Annotated in this window: 12 protein-coding genes; 6 read left to right on the plus strand and 6 right to left on the minus strand. The window is 61.2% G+C overall.

Going from position 1 to position 14,617, the window contains the following annotated elements; translation table 11 throughout:
• A partial coding sequence (locus WKF55_07865) for a hypothetical protein (protein ID MEJ7759497.1) occupies nt 1-460 on the plus strand: 460 nt, incomplete at its 5' end.
• 6 nt (nt 461-466) lie between these two features.
• On the opposite strand, the gene lepB is transcribed toward WKF55_07865, so the two are convergent.
• The 4 genes from lepB to WKF55_07885 all read right to left on the minus strand — a co-directional run bounded on the left by lepB (nt 467) and on the right by WKF55_07885 (nt 3,537).
• On the minus strand, nt 467-1,192 hold the full coding sequence (gene lepB, locus WKF55_07870; GenBank protein ID MEJ7759498.1) for a signal peptidase I: 726 nt from the start codon (nt 1,190-1,192) through the stop codon (nt 467-469).
• Nucleotides 1,193-1,245: 53 nt separating this feature from the next.
• The gene (locus WKF55_07875; GenBank protein ID MEJ7759499.1) at nt 1,246-1,635 is read right to left on the minus strand and encodes an SWIB/MDM2 domain-containing protein; all 390 of its coding nucleotides are present in this window, start codon (nt 1,633-1,635) and stop codon (nt 1,246-1,248) included.
• A 111-nt stretch (nt 1,636-1,746) separates the two neighbouring features.
• The gene (locus WKF55_07880; GenBank protein ID MEJ7759500.1) at nt 1,747-2,628 is read right to left on the minus strand and encodes a deoxyribonuclease IV; all 882 of its coding nucleotides are present in this window, start codon (nt 2,626-2,628) and stop codon (nt 1,747-1,749) included.
• A 156-nt stretch (nt 2,629-2,784) separates the two neighbouring features.
• Entirely contained in the window at nt 2,785-3,537 is a 753-nt protein-coding gene (locus WKF55_07885) for a sialidase family protein (protein ID MEJ7759501.1), read from the minus strand.
• Between the two features lie 2 nt (nt 3,538-3,539).
• On the opposite strand from WKF55_07885, the gene pruA reads away from it, so the two are divergent.
• Both pruA and WKF55_07895 read left to right on the plus strand, forming a co-directional pair.
• Nucleotides 3,540-5,384 carry an L-glutamate gamma-semialdehyde dehydrogenase gene (gene pruA, locus WKF55_07890; GenBank protein MEJ7759502.1) on the plus strand — a complete coding sequence of 615 codons (1,845 nt, stop codon included), beginning with the start codon at nt 3,540-3,542 and terminating at the stop codon, nt 5,382-5,384.
• Between the two features lie 39 nt (nt 5,385-5,423).
• Complete coding sequence (locus tag WKF55_07895; protein MEJ7759503.1) at nt 5,424-6,350, plus strand: dihydrodipicolinate synthase family protein; 927 nt, start codon at nt 5,424-5,426, stop codon at nt 6,348-6,350.
• Between the two features lie 22 nt (nt 6,351-6,372).
• Here the strand turns inward: WKF55_07895 and WKF55_07900 are convergent, their stop codons facing one another.
• Nucleotides 6,373-8,433: a S9 family peptidase gene (locus WKF55_07900; GenBank protein MEJ7759504.1), complete on the minus strand. Its 2,061-nt coding sequence runs from the start codon at nt 8,431-8,433 to the stop codon at nt 6,373-6,375.
• Between the two features lie 534 nt (nt 8,434-8,967).
• On the opposite strand from WKF55_07900, the gene WKF55_07905 reads away from it, so the two are divergent.
• Both WKF55_07905 and WKF55_07910 read left to right on the plus strand, forming a co-directional pair.
• Entirely contained in the window at nt 8,968-9,462 is a 495-nt protein-coding gene (locus WKF55_07905; protein MEJ7759505.1) for an ECF-type sigma factor, read from the plus strand.
• Complete coding sequence (locus tag WKF55_07910; GenBank protein ID MEJ7759506.1) at nt 9,459-11,645, plus strand: protein kinase; 2,187 nt, start codon at nt 9,459-9,461, stop codon at nt 11,643-11,645. The genes WKF55_07905 and WKF55_07910 overlap by 4 nt, the downstream gene beginning before the upstream one ends.
• Before the next feature lie 55 nt (nt 11,646-11,700).
• On the opposite strand, the gene WKF55_07915 is transcribed toward WKF55_07910, so the two are convergent.
• Nucleotides 11,701-12,468 carry a DUF5602 domain-containing protein gene (locus WKF55_07915; GenBank protein ID MEJ7759507.1) on the minus strand — a complete coding sequence of 256 codons (768 nt, stop codon included), beginning with the start codon at nt 12,466-12,468 and terminating at the stop codon, nt 11,701-11,703.
• Between the two features lie 348 nt (nt 12,469-12,816).
• Between WKF55_07915 and WKF55_07920 the strand changes: the two genes are divergently transcribed.
• Nucleotides 12,817-14,592: a DUF885 domain-containing protein gene (locus WKF55_07920; GenBank protein MEJ7759508.1), complete on the plus strand. Its 1,776-nt coding sequence runs from the start codon at nt 12,817-12,819 to the stop codon at nt 14,590-14,592.
• Nucleotides 14,593-14,617: the final 25 nt, after the last annotated feature.

The raw sequence follows: 14,617 nt of genomic DNA on the forward strand, positions 1-14,617 counted from the left end.
AGGCCGCCCGCGGCAGTCGTGTATGACCATGCACACTCGTCTCTGGATCGCCGCTCTCGTCGCGGCAACACCCATTCTCGCGCTGAGCCCGGTAGCCTTCCCGTCTGACCCTGCACCGGGTTGCGTGAGATCGGATCCAACGTCCCGCTATAATCAGCGGCTGTTCACATCGCTGATGCGCCGGAAGGATAAAAATTCCCGCCAGACAATCGCCGTGTACGGAGTGCAGCAGGTAAAGTCACGCGATATCCGGCCCGTCACTGAGCCGGTTGTGTGCGCCCGGGCAGCGTCCGCGTATGGCAGAGCAATGAACGACGACGCACCCGGGCGAAAAGTTCACATTCTCCGTGTAGGCGACCGGTACATCGTCACTGATCCCGACTACAGAGTGGATGAGCAGCGCCGCGCGGTGACCTTCGACTCGAGCTTTTCCAGGGCGCTTGCCGTGGTTTCCGAATAGCCGCGGTCACCGAATCCAGTGTCCGATTCGTCCCCATCGGATGTCGGTGATGAACGGAAGCGGGCGGTCGCTGTCGTCGGCATTGTATGAGTAGTAAACGAACATCGGCTGCCCGCGAACGTTTGCCCGTGGCACAAAGCTCCAGTAGCGGCTGTCCTTGGAATTGTACCGGCTATCGCCCATCATGAAGTAGTGACCCGCGGGCACGACTATCGGGCCCCAGTTGTCATGGGTGGGCTGCGCCGGTGCCACGCCAAAGCGGGACGCTCTGAGGCCCACGCCTTTCTGCCAGTCGAAAAGCGGATCGACCGAATCGAACGCGTTCTCCTCCTGCCCTGCAGCAAATCCCTGGCGCTGGGGAATGCCGTTGACGTGGAGCAACGCTTTCCTCATGAAGATCGTATCCCCGGGCATGCCGACCAGACGTTTAACGAGCGTGGGATTCGGATCCCACGGCTGGTCGGACTGGGGGGGCGACCTGAAGACCACGACATCGCTGCGCTCGGGGTGGTCGTAGCCAGGCAGGTTGATATCGGTAAACGGGATGTTGGGCCCGTACACCATCTTGTTGACGAACAGCCAGTCGCCAATCAGCAGTGACGGTATCATGCTGCCTGACGGAATCCGGTATGCCTCGACGATGAAGGTCCGGAGAAAAATGAAAAAAATGAGAGCGCTCAGCAGCGGCTTGGAGTTCTCCCAGAATCGGCGCAGCGTTGAGCGCTGTGCCAAGGGGCGCGCCTTTTGGGCACGCCCCTTGTTCGACGCGACAGCCAAGGTGCTTGCTACTTAAGGTGCTTGTTTACGAGCCGGGTCATCTCGAACATGGATACCTGTTTGGTCCCGTTGAATACCGGCCTGAGTGAATCATCAGCGTTGATCATGCGCTTGTTCTTGGAATCCTGAAGCCCTTTCCGTTTGATGTAGGCCCAGAGCTTCTTCGTGACTTCGGTGCGTGGAAGCGGAGCTGACCCCACTACGGCGGCAAGTTCTGCGCTCGGTGTCATCGGCTTCATGAATGCCGCGCTTGGTGCGCGCTTGGTCGCCGATTTCTTCGCGGGAGCTTTTTTCGCTGCAGAGCTTTTCTTCGCGGTCGACTTGCTCGCGGTTGACTTCTTCGCAGTTGACTTCGAGGACGACGTCTTCGCCGAGCTCTTCTTCTTCGCAGTTGCCATCGCTTCTCCTGGTGGTTGAATCGGGCCGCTGATTTACGTCGGCACCGGTACGCGTCTCGCGAGGCAAAGTATAGCCACGACTGCCGAATGCAAGAGGGAAAACCGGATATTTCAGGGGAGGAGAAGCTTCATCATCCGCACGTCGAACGGATCGGCCGTCGCATCCTCATCGTCTATGTCGTAGTTCTGCTGCGGAGTCTCGAGAATCAGCGGCACTCCCTCCGAGCGCTCGTCGGCCATCAGCCAGTGAAATGGATCTTCGCCAATCTCACCTTCGCCGATCAGCATGTGCCGGTCCTTGTTCGAACCAAGCGCCCCTTCACTGTCGTTGAGGTGAAAGAACGAAGGCGCTTCTCCAATGATTTCCTCGAAGCCATCGAGCATCATTGTCAGCCCTTTCTTCGACGCGGAGATGTCATATCCGGATGCAAAGAGATGGCAGGTATCGAGACCGTACCCTGTCCGCTCTCGAAGTGCCTTCGGGACGTGCGACAGAATATCGGCGATCTCTTCCGCCGTTCGGCCCATGGTGCGCCCGGCGCCAGCGGTGTTCTCAATCAAGACCCTCGTACCCGAATCCACCGACTGCAACGCCTGCACGATCGCTCTGGCAATACGCTTTGCCGCTTCCGATCTCTCGCTCTCCCCCGCCGAACCGGGGTGAAAACACACTGCACCGGCACCCAGCGCGCTCGACCGCTCCAGTTCCTTCGCCAGTCCATTCGCGGCGCGTTCCCACTTGGCGTCGTCAGGCGTCGCCACGCTCAGTACGTACGCCGCATGCACGACTATATTTTCCGGCCGGATCTCCGTCTCGGCAAGCGCCGCTCGGAATCGCTCGACGCGCTCCGGCTTGATGGAGATCTTTTCGTTGTAGTACTTGGGGATCGCGGTGAACAGCTGCATGGCGGTCATGCCGGAATTGCCGGCGCGTTTGACCGCCATGTGAACGCCGCCGTTGTTGATCGTGTGCGCGCCGAGGAATCGGGTCATTACCGCATCGCCCCAAGCTTGGATTGGCAGGATCCGCGGAAGCACCGGGTGGCCGTCATCGTGTGTCGACAGGCGTGATCGATGCAAAGTTCTCAACAGTCATCTGCGCTCCGGTATTCTCGGAAGGTCTTGGACTCGTTCCTGTCGTCCGCCCAATCACTGCCACCGCCCCATTCTGTACCCCGGCCGCGTCGCACTCACGGCCGGGTTCGCCGAGTAAACACTCCACCACACTTTTATCGAATCGCCCTCGAGGGCAACGACCGGCTGCTTCGCCCGCACGTTCTCAGGCGATGCCCTCACCCGTTCCTCGAAGATATGCCCCATCGTCCGTGACAGCGCCAAGCCGATACTCGGCTTGACACTGTTCGGATCCTCGTACGCCAGCGCCACACGTTCGCCGCTCGACGCCATGCTTACCCGCGACGGGTTACGGCCGAACACGATTGGCACTGGTGCATGCATGGTCCGACCGCCGTCCATCGAGTGCGCGTAGAAAAGACCGGGCCCCTGAGCGGGCTCGACGAAATAGGCGAGATGCACGTATCCGCTCGCCGAGTCCGCTGCAATTGCCGGCGGAAAGCGGCTGCAGCCCCGCGCGCTGTGATCGGTCGTATCTGCGGCGACAGCCGGCTCCCACCCGTTGCCGTCATCGGTCGATCGGGCGAGCATCAGGACTGCGCTGCTGTCGGGCCGCGCATCCCACCAGACCGCGAATGTCGCGCGACCACTCTGCACCGCACGTACCGATGCCAGACAAGCCCGCTCACTGGGAACAATTGCCACTTTCCGCCCGTTGCCGGGCTCCCCTGGTGCAGCACCGCCGGTCAGGTCTTCCCAGACAACGGGTGCAGGCTCACATGCAGCCGCCATCATCACCAGCGAAAGTATCAGCATTACAGGTTTCACTCATGAAAGCTAAGTCTCACGCCGGTACCGCGGCCTATCCTTCGCCCGCCACCATCCTCGGCGTATCTTTGAGCATCAGCCCCAACATCACGACTGAGGATTCACACATGTCCGCCTCAACTCTCCGCCCAGCCATTTCCAAACCCGCGACGAACAACGGAAAGGAGGAGCAGGCCATCGCTGCCACGCCTGATCATGCATCGCCTGCGCATCAGGTGTCCGGCTTCAACGGCAACCGCCGCGTCCCGGTCCCGGTGAACGAGCCGGTGAAGAGTTACGCCGCCGGTTCTCCCGAACGAGTTGAGCTCAAGGCGCGCCTCGTCTCCATGGCCGCTGAACGCATCGACATCCCCTGCATCATCGGCGGCGAAGAGGTCAGAAGCGGCGACATCGCGCACTCGGTGATGCCGCACAACCACCGCCACGTCCTCGCCGACTGGCACAAGGCCGATGCGTCCCATGTCGAACAGGCGATCACGGCTTCACGCGATGCAGCACGGGACTGGGCCAACTGGTCATGGGAAGATCGCGCCGCGGTGTTTCTCAAGGCCGCCGAGTTGCTGACCACCACCTGGCGCGCGACCATCAACGCAGCGACGATGCTCGGCCAGTCGAAGACCGCATTTCAGGCCGAGATCGATGCTGCGTGCGAGCTGATCGATTTCTGGCGTTTCAACCCTGCGTATGCGCAGCAGCTTTACGACGAACAGCCGCTGAGCGATCACACGATGTGGAATCAGCTCGACTATCGGGGCCTCGAAGGCTTCGTCTACGCGGTGACGCCGTTCAACTTTACGTCAATCGCGGGCAATCTTCCGACGGCACCTGCACTGATGGGCAACACAGTGATCTGGAAGCCGGCGTCGAGTGCGATGCCCAGCGCCTACTATCTGATAAAGCTTCTAGAGGAAGCGGGGCTTCCACCCGGCGTCATCAACTTCGTGCCCGGCGATGCCGCGATGATCTCGAATACTTTGCTCGCGCACCGGGATCTGGCTGGCGTTCACTTCACGGGCAGCACCAGTGTCTTCAACAATATGTGGAAGACCATTGGCGCGAGCATGTCGAACTATCGGTCGTATCCGCGGATTGTTGGAGAGACTGGCGGCAAGGATTTCATCGTTGCCCACGCATCGGCTGATCCAGTTGCGCTCTCAGTCGCGATTGCCCGTGGCGGGTTCGAATACCAGGGTCAGAAATGCTCGGCGGCAAGCCGGGTCTATGTGCCGGAGTCGCTTTGGCCCGAGGTGCGCGACCGCACGGTGGCGATCATGGCTGATATCAAGATGGGAGATATCACCGACTTCCGGAATTTCATGGGTGCCGTGATCGACAAGCGTTCATTCGACAAGATTAGCGAGTATGTCACCCATGGTCGGGACAATGCAAAGATCATTGCCGGGGGCGGCGTACGTGGCGACGACGGCTATTTTATCGAGCCGACACTCGTAGAAACCCGCGATCCCGGTTACAAGCTGTTGTGCGAGGAGATTTTTGGCCCGGTCGTGACCGCGCACGTGTATCCGGATGCCAAGTGGGAAGAGACGCTCGAGCTCGTCGACCGTACGTCGCCGTACGCTCTGACCGGCGCGATTTTCTCGCGTGATCGCGCTGCGGTTCGGAACGCATCGGTGGCGCTACGCAACGCGGCCGGCAATTTCTACGTGAACGATAAGCCGACGGGTGCGGTGGTCGGACAGCAGCCGTTTGGTGGTGCACGTGGATCGGGGACCAACGACAAGGCGGGCTCCAAGCTCAACCTTACACGCTGGGTGAGCGCCAGAAACATCAAGGAAACTTTTTCGCCGCCGCTCGATTACGCCTACCCCTTCATGGCCGAGGAATAGGACGAGGCGGTTGGACAAAAATCACCACTGATCGGCAGAATGGATCGAATCACCGGTATACTTTCGCCCGTTGTTACACCCTTCAGAGCCGATCTCTCTCCGGATTCGGAGCGACTCACCAGGCATTGCCGCTGGCTGGTCTCCAAAGGTGTTGGGCTGGCTGTGTTCGGGACTAATTCAGAGGCGAATTCGCTCTCTGTCGAAGAGAAGCTCGAGCTTCTCGACCAGCTCGTCAGCGACGGCGTGGATCCCGCGCGCATGATGCCGGGCACCGGTTGCTGCGCATTCCCTGATTCGGTGCGGCTCACGACGCATGCTGCAAAACTTGGCTGCGCCGGCGTCTTGATGCTGCCGCCGTTCTATTACAAGGGCGTGAGCGACGAAGGGCTATTCAGAAATGTCGCCGAGGTCATCGAGCGCGTGGCCGACCAGCGGTTGCGGATATATCTCTACAACATCCCACCGGTTTCACAGGTGGCGATAACGCTTCCGTTGATCGAGCGGCTGCTCAAGGTGTATCCGGGGACAGTTGCGGGCATCAAGGATTCCTCCGGCGACTGGGAGAACACGAAGGCCTACATCGACAACTTCGCAGCGGATGGCATCGACGTATTTCCGGGAGCTGAGACTTTCCTGCTCCAGGGTTTGCGCCACGGTGGCGCCGGGTGCATCAGCGCTACAGCCAATGTAAACCCGGGGCCGATCGCGCGGCTTTTCGCGACATGGCAGGCGGCAGACGCGGACGCCCAACAGCTGCGACTCAATGAAGTTCGCGGCATCTTCGCGAGGTATCCGATGATTTCCGCGCTGAAGGCTGCGATCGCGCATCACAGCAGGGATGCATCGTGGACCACTTTGCGGCCCCCACTCGTGGAGCTCACGAGCGAACAGAACGCCGCACTCATCGGCGAGCTCGATGGAGCCGGCTTTACAATGCCCGGACTCCACGGAGCGCGGGACCGTTAGATCACTTGTTGGCGCAGCACTCCTACCCGCCCACCTTGACCGCGGTCTGCGCTTTCGTGCTCCACCTGTCAAACCAACTCTTCAAATACAGCTGCGTTCTCAAAAAATTGGACGGCTTCGAGCTCGTCCCGTGCCACTCCTCATTGAACCGGATCATCGCCGTCGGCACCTTGCGCATCTTGAGCGCCTGATAGAACTCCTCCGTCTGCGAGATCGGCGTCCGAAGGTCCTGCACGCCCGTCATCAGCATTGTCGGCGTCTTGACGTTCCCCACGTACATTATCGGCGATCGACGCAGATGCTCGGCCGGATCCTCCCACGGAAGCTTCTCGAAGTTGCGGTACCAGGACGAGCCGTCCGTCGTGCCCACAAAGCTCAGCCAGTTGATCACCGGGCAGTTGGACGATGCCGCGGCGAAGCGATTGGTGTGTCCTACAATCCAGGCGGTCAGCACGCCACCGCCGCTACATCCGTGCACGAAGAGATTTTTCGGATCGATGTAGCCGCGGGCGATTACGGTGTCGACGCCGGCCATGAGGTCGTCGAAATCCTTTCCCGGATAGGCGTTCTTGATGGCGTTGCCGAAGGCGCTGCCGTAACCAGTCGAGCCGCGCGGATTGGTGTACAGCACAACGTACCCGCTCGCGGCCTGCTCCTGGCGCGCGAAACTGAAGCCGACGTTGTACATCGAATGCGGGCCGCCGTGGATGTCAAGAATGAGCGGATACTTCTTGCTCGGGTCGAAATCCGGAGGCTTGATCAGCCAGCCCTGGATCCTGTAGCCGTCCACCGAGGTGTACCACAGCTCTTCGCCGGTCGCTAGCTTCTTGCCGCCGAGTATGTCACTGTTTACGTCTGTGATCTCACGCAGCGCGGGCGTCCTGACGTTGAAGACAACGATGTTGTTGGGACGCTGGAAGCTCGTCACCGTACCCACCGCCGTACCCGCGCGGCCGACTGCGTTCACGGTCAGCACGTGCGCCCCTTTTGTCACCACGCGCGTGCCGCCCGCAAGTGTGGCGAAGTACAGGTTGCGCGAACCCTCGTTTTCCACATTGAAGTAGACTCCGCTCCCGTCTGGCGCCCACATGAGCCCCTGCGGCGAGCGGTCCAGCTTGTCAGTCAGCACTCGGCGGTTGGAGCCATCGAGATTCATGACATATAGTTTGGAGTCGGTCCATGTCGCGTTGGTCGAGTCGAAGCCGGTGTACGCGATGAGCCGGCCGTTGGGCGAAAGCATCGGGTTGGCATCCGGCCCCTTGCGATTGGTGAGCTGCCTGATCGCCCCGGTCGCGACGTCTGTGGAGTAGATCTCGGATTCGCGCCACGCATAGTCTGCATTCTCAATTCGCAGCGCGGCGAACACGAGCGATTTTCCGTCATTCGTCCAGTGCGGGTCGCCATGGTCCCACTCGCCCGACGTCACCTGACGCGGTGTGCCGCCATCGGCCGGCACGACGAAGAGGTGCCGGTAGCCATCGTCGATGAATCCCTGCCGGTCGCGCCGGTAGTTAAGACGTGTGACGACGCGCGGCGCCTCCGTCCACTTGGCGCCCCTGGGCGCGGCCGGCATGTCGATCTTCCAGGGATCGCGCGACAACACCAGCATCCTGAACGCCACCGTCTTCGCATCCGGCGACCACTGCAGCTCGGAAGGCGTTTCGTTGACGCGAGTGATCTGCGTCGGAGCCCCCTGCCCATCCATGAATCGCACGAACAGTTGCGTACCACCCGGCGTGCCGTCTGCGAAATACGCAATCCGGGTTCCCTCCGGCGACCAGCGCGCACCTGACCCGTTCACAAGAAAACGGTTCCGACTCCCATCGGCGTTCATTATCCAGAGAGAGGATTCCCACTTGTCGTTCATCTTGTCGACCCAACGGCGGGTGTAGATGATCGACTTGCCATCAGGGGAGAGCTGCGGGTCCTGCACATCCTCGAGGTCGAGGTATTGCTTGAGCGTAAAGCGGTCGGTGATCTTGTCCGCGGCCGGCTCGGCCTGAGGGGTAGAATCCTGCGCCTGTAGCGAGGAACAGATTGCAAGCGTCGCGAGCGCGACACGGGCGAGAGCGGAGACATTCATCGGGATGCGTACCTGGCTTGGGGGAGACCAAACATGTGAGTCTGGTTGGGGGGAGGGAAGGGTCTGGACCTAGCCCAACAAATCCTTCCGGCTGACGGCTGTTAGGCAGTCGGGGCCCGGCTAATGCGGAACTGAGTGCTTGGGGCCCCGGCTTCGAGCTTTTGATTATCAGCTGGCAGCCATCCGGCCCGAGGCACGCTCTTCCGCCCCGGCCGGCCAGCCGACAGCTAAACGGCCCCGCAGCCGGAAGGATCAGTTGTGACCCACCGACTGCCGCCAGACCGGAACTCACCTATGTACCGGTTCCATGCTCACCTATGTGGCCGGTCTGTACCGGCTGGTTCTCGTTCCAGCCATATCCACGCAGACCGAATCGGTTCACCGTCACACCTGAGCTCGAGGCCTATAGACCTTATAGGGTGCGGTTTCTCCAGGCAGAGCGTACTATATGCAGCCACCCCTGATACCAGACTCCGACCCGAGCAAGCCGCTACGGACACAGATTCCCCGGCTCTTCCTCCGCTCGATGTGCTCGTGCCACGCATCTTCGACGAGCTGCGAGAGCTCGCCCGCCGCGAGCTCTCGCGTGAGCACGACCGATTCACTCTGCAGACGACGGACCTCGTGCACGAAGCTTACCTCCGCCTCGCAGCCGCCAACGGCGTAACCATTCACGGCCGCGCGTATTTCTACGCCGCCGCATCGCGGGCCATGCGACAGGTTCTCATCGAGGCGGCACGGCGACGGGGTGCCGCAAAGCGAGGCGCGGGCGCGACGGTTATTACGCTCGACGAGCAAACCGGCAGCGTGGATGCGTACGGGGATGATCTTCTCGAGCTCGACCAGGCGCTCGTTGAGCTGGAGAAGCGCAATCCCCGGCAGGCGAGAGTAGTCGAGTGCCGTTTTTTCGGGGGCATGACGGTGGAAAATGTAGCCGCCGCGCTTGGCGTTTCGCCGCGTACGGTGAAATCGGACTGGGCGCTCGCCCGCGCCTGGCTTTATGACGTCCTGCGCGGCGAGTCGCCGTGAACTGGACATCCATCGAAGACCTCTTCATCATCGCACTGGAGACACCACCTGAGCGGATCGATGCATTGCTGGATTCGCATCCAGATGGCGCAGTGAGCGCGGAGGTGCGGCGGCTGCTTGCGAACCATGCCAAGCTCTCGAGCGACGATGCCGGGGCCGGATTTCTTCAGGGACTGGACCGCACTCGCGCGAGTGCACTGATAGACGCGTCAGACAAGGCTTCGGAGCCAGACAGGATCGGTCGTTACGAGATCGTGAGCAAACTCGGCCGCGGAGCGACTGGTGTCGTGTATCTCGCTCGCGATCCGACGCTCGGGCGCGAAGTAGCGATAAAGCTCCTTTCGCAATCTCTGAGCTCGGATCCCTCTGCCATTCGCCGATTCTCGGAAGAAGCGCGCGCCGCTTCCAGGCTTGACCATCCGAACATCATCGCGATATACGAGATAGGCCGCACCGATGACGATCGTCTTTTCATCACCATGGCCTACCATCCCGGGGAAACGCTTCGTGAGCGCATCGCCCGCGGTCGACTCGAGATCGCTGACGCGATCAGAATCGGAATCGAGATAGCTGAAGGCCTCGCCGCAGCGCATGCGAGCGGTATCGTGCATCGCGACATCAAGCCCGAGAACATTCTTCTCACGAATCGCGGCGCCTGCATTCTCGACTTTGGTATCGCAAAGATAGGGGCTCAGACCCTGACGAAGACGGGAGCCGCACTCGGCACCGCAGCCTACATGAGTCCCGAACAGACGCGCGGTGTGGGAGTCGATCATCGCTCGGATATCTGGTCGCTCGGTGTCGTGCTGTACGAGATGATCGCGGGAGTCCGCCCGTTTCGCGGCGAAATTGGCGAGGCGCTCGTCTATCAGGTTCGGCATGATGCGCCGGAATCCATAGAAGCTTTCTGCCCCGCCCTGTCCGACGCGTATGCGATGACGATCATGCGCTGTCTCGAGAAAGGTTCTGCGCTCCGGCATCAGTCGGCGGCGGATCTGGCTGCAGATCTGCGCGCCCATCGCGTCAGCCGATGGTCGCCAAGCTTGCGTCGGACCCGCGTTGCCGCCACCGCCGCCGGAGCTGTGCTCGCGATTGCCATCTTCGCCGTACTCAATAATGAGTCTCCGGCGCCGGTCGAGCGTACTCAGCAGGCGAAGCGCCCGATTCAGGATGCAGAGGCATACGACCTTTACCTACGCGGCACCCACAACTGGAACCAGCGAACGCACGACCGACTGCAGAGCGCGATCACCCTCTTCGAGAAGGCGATCGAGCGAGACCCGCAGTTTGCGTTGCCGCATGCGGGGCTCGCAAACACATACATCAACATGTCGAACTATGGGTACATGCGGTCCGACGAGGCGCTTGCTAAAGCAATGACTGCGGCGACACGGGCAATCGAGCTCGATCCGTCTCTGGCTGAGGCGCACGCATCTCTTGGTTTCCTGCTTGCCTCGAGCATGTCGTTCGCTAAATCGGAAGTTTCTTTCCAGCGTGCGCTGCAACTGAACCCGGCCTCCGCCTCCACCCACCACTTCTACTCACTGCTTCTCATGATGGAGCTTCGCACAGATGAGGCGATGGAAGCCAACAAGCGTGCACTCGCCCTGGATCCATTACTTCCTGTGGCCAACACGAACCGCGGGATCATACTTGTACAGCAGAACAAATTCGATTCGGCCCGGCTCGAGCTGAGCCGGTCGCTGGAAATCGCGACGCGAAATCCGCTTGCCCACTACTTTCTGGGCGCGATGGAAGCATCCAATGGCCGCTGGGCCGAGGCACTTCCTTTACTCGAGGAGGCACATCGAGAGGCGCCAACGCTTCCAGGCGTAAGGCCGGCTCTTGCGTACACACTCCGGCGGCTGCACCGGTCAACCGATGCGGACTCGATCGTTCGCTTGCTCGAGCGGGGTGGAACCGACCCCCGCTCCCGCATCAATGTTGCATTGTACGAGGCGATGTCGGGACACATGGATTCGGCGTTTGCCATCCTGGGGAAAGCACAACTGGATGTCCCGACTCTGATCGGACTTCACGCAGCCCCCATGCTCTCGGGCCTGAGAGCCAGCCCAGGCTATCCGCGCCTTCTCGCGAGGCTCGGCTTGAATCCGAAGCTCGCGCCTGCTGGCTCGGCGCGCAGGCTGGAAGCGAGTAATGCTTCGCAGCCGGCACGCCGCTGATTCAGGGCGCCGTCACGTTCCCTGGTCCGACAACCTCAGACCGGCAACTTCGCCGCTACTGCCGGCGGACCAACCCGCTGATGGCGATCCGGTACTCTTTTGCTGCCTGGTCGTAGCCGACGGCGTAGGAAGTCGGCTGGTAACCCGGTTTTGAGTAGCGCGCCGGCAGCTTGAGCGCACTGACCTCCATAGCCGGCTTTGCCTCCAGAAATGCCTTGGTAACCATCGGCTCGGTGAAATGGAACGCACCATCCCACGACCCGTAAATAAAAGTTTTCCCGAATGGCTGGCCGCTGAACTCAGGCGCGGTCGGGTCACCCCAGTGCACGCCCATGCGCGGTATTGCAAACGGGTCCCGGTTGTAACCGGCGGGAATGAACTCTGCTGCGGGGGTGAGCGCTGTCTTGGCGGCGAACTGCGGGTCAGCCGGGCTGATTGCCGCGCGCTCTGCTTGAGTGATCATGTAGAAGTGGACGTCGAAGTGCGGAACCGTGAATATTGCCACGGGGGGATGTCCGGTAGGTTGCCAGTTCAAGACGGCATGATCGTAGGGGGCAACCGATACCTCGGCTGGAAGCGGGAGCGCGAACTCGGTGCTCGCTGCAGGCAGCCCGGCGAGCGCCGTTTCGGAGAGGCCCACCCCGATGCTGAGCGGTACGCCGTCCGAGGAAAGCTCCACATAGGTGCGCGCGGTTCCGTTGCCCACAGTTAAAGGCGTGCCGAAAACCGTTCGGCCCGGCGATGTTCCATCACTGCACGCAAACATTCCGAGAATTACAGAAGCCGGAATTACAACAGCTGCCAGGGCGCGGGATCGTGTCACGGGAACTCCAAAAGGTTGATGGTATGTACAGGTAACATGACTCTAACTCGGCTCTACTGCAAAGCGAGAAACCTTTCAGCATGGCGACCTTCGGCATGAGGGCGTGATACTCGCTCCTTACTCCTGTGTAAGATCGAGTCAAACGGGGCAGTTCAGCCGCGAAGTCGCGCTAGCCTTGCGTTGGGTTCGTTCGCACCTTAACTCGCGACATTAGATGCAACATCAATTTCGGGAACCAGGTGAACCCCGCAGGGCAGCTACCCAGGAACGGTCGATGCATCCATGACTCCAGAATTCCTTACGCGCAGAGAAATGTTAGGGGCCCTGGCATCCGTCGCTGCCCTCCCGATGATTTCCGCGTGCGGCGGGTACCGAACGTCGCCGCCGACCGCAGCGAGCGACGCTGACGCCCTCGCATTGCTCGATGGCATCGCAAACAACCTCCTGAGCCTGTCTCCAGAGAGCGCGACCTCGCTCGGCATCGACATTGGTGCTAGAGCCGGCTTCAGGTCCCAGCTCACCGACCGTTCAGCGGCGGGGCAGCAGCGGATCGCGCGGCAGCTGCGAACAGACCTTGACCGACTCAACGCCTTCAATGCGAGTGGCCTCTCGTACGCCACCCGCACGAGCTTCGACGTCGTGCGCAGCGCCTACGCGACATCACTCGAAGGCTTCGCGCTTCCCTACGGCGACATCACGGTTGGCGGCTGGCGTAACACGCCCTATGTCGTCATTCAGAACGTCGGCGCCTATCTCGACATTCCGCGCTTCCTCGATAGCGATCATCGCATTGAGAAGGCTGCTGACGCCGAGGCGTATCTCGGGCGATTACAGTCGTACGCGCGGCAACTAGACGGCGAGCTCGGACGCATACGAGCAGCGCGCGATATCGGGCTCGTCCCACCGGCATTCCTCATAGATAAGGCGCTCCGGCAAATGCGCCTCTCCGCCAGGAACGCGCGCGAAGGCGGGACGCTTGTGGAATCCATAGACCGCCGGTCGAAGAATATTCCCGGAAACTGGGCCAGCCGCGCCCGCACGATTGCCGCGCAGGAAATCGCGCCTGCGCTTGACCGGCAGATCCGCGAGCTCGAGGCCGAGCGCACCGTCGCAACAAACGACGCAGGAATCTCGGCGCGCCCGCATGGCGAGGCGTTCTATCGCTGGGCGCTCAAGGCATCTACAACCACGTCGATGTCGCCGGACGAAGTCCACGAGCTCGGTCTGAGCGAGGTGAAGCGACTGCACGCGCAGATGGACACGGTCCTGCGAGAAATCGGCTACTCGCAGGGCAGCGTTGGCGAACGAATGAAAGGTCTGGCGAGCGATCCTCGCTACAAGTTTGCCCAGGGGGACAAGGGCCGCGCCGAGATCATGGCATTCATCAAGGACCGGCTCGACTGGATCGAGGCGCAGATGCCGCGCGCATTCACGAAGGTGGTCGATCCGAACATGGAGGTGAAGCGGCTGCCGCCGGAGGAAGAGCCCGGCGCGCCCGCCGCGTACGGCGGCGCCGGGTCCATCGACGGAAAAATTCCCGGCCGGTTCTGGATCAACCTCCGGACCACCGATCTACATAGCAAGTACAGCCTCGCGGATCTGGCATTCCACGAAGCGATTCCCGGCCACATCTGGCAGGGCGAGTACACCCGCGACATGCCGCTCATCCGGCAGATGCTCTCGTTCAATGCGTACTCGGAAGGATGGGCACTCTACGCAGAGCAGCTCGCTGACGAGCTAGGCGTTTATGACAACGATCGAGTCGGAAAACTCGGCTATCTGCAATCGATCGCCTTCCGGGCGTGCCGGCTGGTCGTTGACACTGGCCTTCACGCAAAGCGCTGGACGCGCGACCAGGGCGTAAGGTACTTCGTGGACGTGAACGGCTCGAATCCGCAAGAGGTCGCAAGCGAGGTGGATCGGTATTGCTCGTGGCCCGGACAGGCGTGCGGCTACAAGGTGGGCCACAGCGAGATCAATCGACAGCGTGAGCGCGCGAAAGCGGCGCTCGTCGCAAGGTACGACGTCAAGGTGTTCAACGATACTGTCGTGCGTGGAGGCAACGTGCCGCTCGACGTGCTGGCCAGGAACGTAGACGAGTATCTCCGAACAGCGCCGCGCTAGTCAAATCTGGGAATGGTCCTGGCAG

This window comes from Gemmatimonadaceae bacterium, assembly GCA_037721215.1.
Taxonomy (GTDB): domain Bacteria; phylum Gemmatimonadota; class Gemmatimonadetes; order Gemmatimonadales; family Gemmatimonadaceae; genus UBA4720.

Excerpts from the sequence above, each read along its gene's own strand:
- WKF55_07900 (MEJ7759504.1), bottom strand. The coding sequence starts at position 8,433 with ATGAATGTCTCCGCTCTCGCCCGTGTCGCGCTCGCGACGCTTGCAATC.
- WKF55_07880 (MEJ7759500.1), bottom strand. The coding sequence starts at position 2,628 with ATGACCCGATTCCTCGGCGCGCACACGATCAACAACGGCGGCGTTCAC.
- WKF55_07895 (MEJ7759503.1), top strand. The coding sequence starts at position 5,424 with ATGGATCGAATCACCGGTATACTTTCGCCCGTTGTTACACCCTTCAGA.
- pruA (MEJ7759502.1), top strand. The coding sequence starts at position 3,540 with ATGAAAGCTAAGTCTCACGCCGGTACCGCGGCCTATCCTTCGCCCGCC.
- WKF55_07920 (MEJ7759508.1), top strand. The coding sequence starts at position 12,817 with ATGATTTCCGCGTGCGGCGGGTACCGAACGTCGCCGCCGACCGCAGCG.
- WKF55_07875 (MEJ7759499.1), bottom strand. The coding sequence starts at position 1,635 with ATGGCAACTGCGAAGAAGAAGAGCTCGGCGAAGACGTCGTCCTCGAAG.